3 protein-coding genes are annotated in these 2,479 nt (G+C 52.8%); all 3 read left to right on the forward strand.

Features of this window, described 5'->3' with window-relative positions:
* The first annotated feature begins 84 nt into the window (after positions 1-84).
* The 3 genes from tnpA (at position 85) to tnpC (ending at position 2,424) form a co-directional block, all read left to right on the forward strand.
* A complete protein-coding gene (gene tnpA / locus ACFPPD_RS26955) occupies positions 85-414 on the forward strand; it encodes an IS66 family insertion sequence element accessory protein TnpA (protein WP_209752112.1) in 330 nt (109 codons plus the stop codon).
* Positions 408-764: an IS66 family insertion sequence element accessory protein TnpB gene (tnpB, locus tag ACFPPD_RS07060; protein WP_209752110.1), complete on the forward strand. Its 357-nt coding sequence runs from the start codon at positions 408-410 to the stop codon at positions 762-764. Before tnpA ends, tnpB begins: the two co-directional genes overlap by 7 nt.
* Before the next feature lie 79 nt (positions 765-843).
* Positions 844-2,424: an IS66 family transposase gene (tnpC, locus tag ACFPPD_RS07065; RefSeq protein WP_378081647.1), complete on the forward strand. Its 1,581-nt coding sequence runs from the start codon at positions 844-846 to the stop codon at positions 2,422-2,424.
* Positions 2,425-2,479: the final 55 nt, after the last annotated feature.

The following is a 2,479-nucleotide window of genomic DNA, read 5'->3' on the forward strand; positions in this document are numbered from 1 at the left end:
GTAAGCGTCAAACCTTCCCCACCTTCAAGCCCGCTAATCGCTATGAGATAATCCTCCTCAGAATCAGTCAGGGGAGGATTTTTTATGGCCAGAAAAGATGTTCGAAAGAAATGGGAGGCTCGCGTCGCGGCTTACCGGTCTAGCGGAGAGAAGGCGACGAGATGGTGCACTGCCAATCAGGTAGACCGCCGCCAACTCTACACGTGGATGAAACGAATCGACGGAGCATCTGCCCCGACTGCTGTTACTTCTAGTTCAACCGCCTGGTTAAACGTCTCGGTCATGCCCGAAGAAGCATCGAATGAGCCTGCTTGCCTTACTGTTAAAGTCGGTTCTGCTACAATAGAAGTCCGCGCTGGATTCCAACCTGTTCTGCTCCGTGACGTGGTGCAGACTCTTCAAGCGCTATGTTAAGTCAGCTTACCACCGCGAATCAGGTGTATTTGGCTTGCGGAAGCACGGATCTCCGAAAATCCATCGACGGACTCGCCGCCCTCGTGCAAGAAGGCTTCGGCTTGGACCCGTTCTCGCCTTGTTTGTTCGTATTCTGCAACCGCCAGCGCAACAAGCTTAAGATCTTGCACTGGGACCATAACGGCTTCTGGTTATTTTACCGTCGACTCGAGCGCGGGACGTTTCAATGGCCGACGGGCAGTCATACCACCGCGACCATCTCTCCCCGCGAGCTTCGTTGGCTGCTGGATGGGCTTACCCTTCATCAGCGGCAGGCTCATCCGCAAGTCACCGCTCAAACCGTCATATAACGGCCAATGTTCGCCGTTTCGCCATACCTGGCGGCACTTCTCGGCAGGAAATAGGGGTGTTTTTGGCTAAAATAATAGCATGGAAAATCGAACGGATCACCTAGACCCTACAACCGAATCATACGAAGCGACCATTGCGAAGCAAGATGCGAAAATTGCCGAACTCACAGCTAAACTGAACTGGTATCAAGAGCAGTTTCGGCTGGCGCAGCAGAAGCGATTCGGCGCTTCGAGTGAAAAAACAAATCCGGATCAGGTCGAAATGGACCTGTTTAACGAAGCGGAGATACTCGCAACCCCGGATTCCGAGGAACCGAGCGTAGAGACCGTCACCTACAGTCGTAAGAAGGCCGTCGGCAATCGCGAAGCAAAGCTGGATCAGTTTCCGGTCGAGACGGTCGACTATACGCTTACGGAGTCGGAGCAAGTTTGTTCCTGCTGCGGAGGCGCGCTGCATGAGATGAGTACCGAGATTCGTAACGAAATCGCTATCGTTCCTGCCGAGGTGAAGGTCGTTAGGCATGTGCGACATGTCTATGCATGCCGCCATTGCGAGCGCGAAGAGATAAGTACACCCATTATCACAGCAACGATGCCAAAGCCAGTCTACCCGGGCAGCTTGGCTTCTCCGTCAGCTATCGCCTATGTCATGGGTCAGAAGTATGTGGATGCCCAGCCGCTGTATCGTCAAGAGCAGCAGTTTGCAAGGCTAGGCCTAACCTTATCGCGTCAAACGTTGGCGAACTGGATGATGTACGGAGCGAATCAGTGGCTATCGTTGCTTGCGGATCGGATGCGCGAGCACTTATTGAAGCAGGATATTCTGCATGCGGATGAGACGACGCTGCAAGTGCTACGAGAGCCGGGCAAGTCGGCGGAGACGCAGTCGTACTTGTGGCTATATCGAACCGGCCGCATGGGGCCGCCCATTGTGCTATTCGACTACCGGCCAACCCGTGGAGGCGAGAATCCGCGCGATTTCCTTAAGGGATTCAGCGGCTACCTGCACGTAGACGGGTATCCAGGCTATCACAAGGTAGCCGGCGTCACCTTGGTCGGATGCTGGGCTCATGCTCGGCGAAAGTTCGACGAGGCAATGAAGTCGCTGCCGGCTTCGCATGACAAAACGAAAACGACGGCGCAACAAGGGCTTGATTTCTGCAACCAGTTGTTTGCCGTGGAACGGGAACTAAAGGAGTCATCTCCCGAGGAGAGATATGCCATCCGCCAGGAACGAAGTCGTCCTATTGTGGATGCTTATTCGAGTTGGCTGAAGCAACAACGGTCTCGGACGTTACCTAAGAGCTTACTCGGCCAAGCGATTACCTACAGTATCAATCAGTGGGACAAGCTGACGGCATTCCTTGCAGATGGAAGACTCGAGATCGATAATAATCGTAGCGAGCGATCCATTAAGCCATTTGTAATCGGCCGGAAGAACTGGCTGTTCGCAAATACGCCTCGCGGTGCCAAAGCAAGTAGCACCATTTATAGCGTGATTGAAACAGCGAAAGAAAACGGATTGAATCCGTTCAAATATCTCCAATATCTATTCGAACAGATGCCGCAGTTATCAGACCCGAAAGATCCGGAAGAACTGGATCGGTTACTGCCGTGGTCGTCGTCATTGCCGTTGACCTGCCGTATATTTAAATCATAGATCAGCATAACTTAGCCCTCATCTATTTAATAGGTGGGGGCTATTTGACGCTTAC

The organism is Cohnella suwonensis (assembly GCF_042655365.1).
Lineage (GTDB): Bacteria > Bacillota > Bacilli > Paenibacillales > Paenibacillaceae > Cohnella > Cohnella suwonensis.

What these genes read in the sequence shown, in the direction of transcription:
- tnpA (WP_209752112.1), top strand. Translation starts at nt 85, where the DNA reads ATGGCCAGAAAAGATGTTCGAAAGAAATGGGAGGCTCGCGTCGCGGCT.
- tnpB (WP_209752110.1), top strand. Translation starts at nt 408, where the DNA reads ATGTTAAGTCAGCTTACCACCGCGAATCAGGTGTATTTGGCTTGCGGA.
- tnpC (WP_378081647.1), top strand. Translation starts at nt 844, where the DNA reads ATGGAAAATCGAACGGATCACCTAGACCCTACAACCGAATCATACGAA.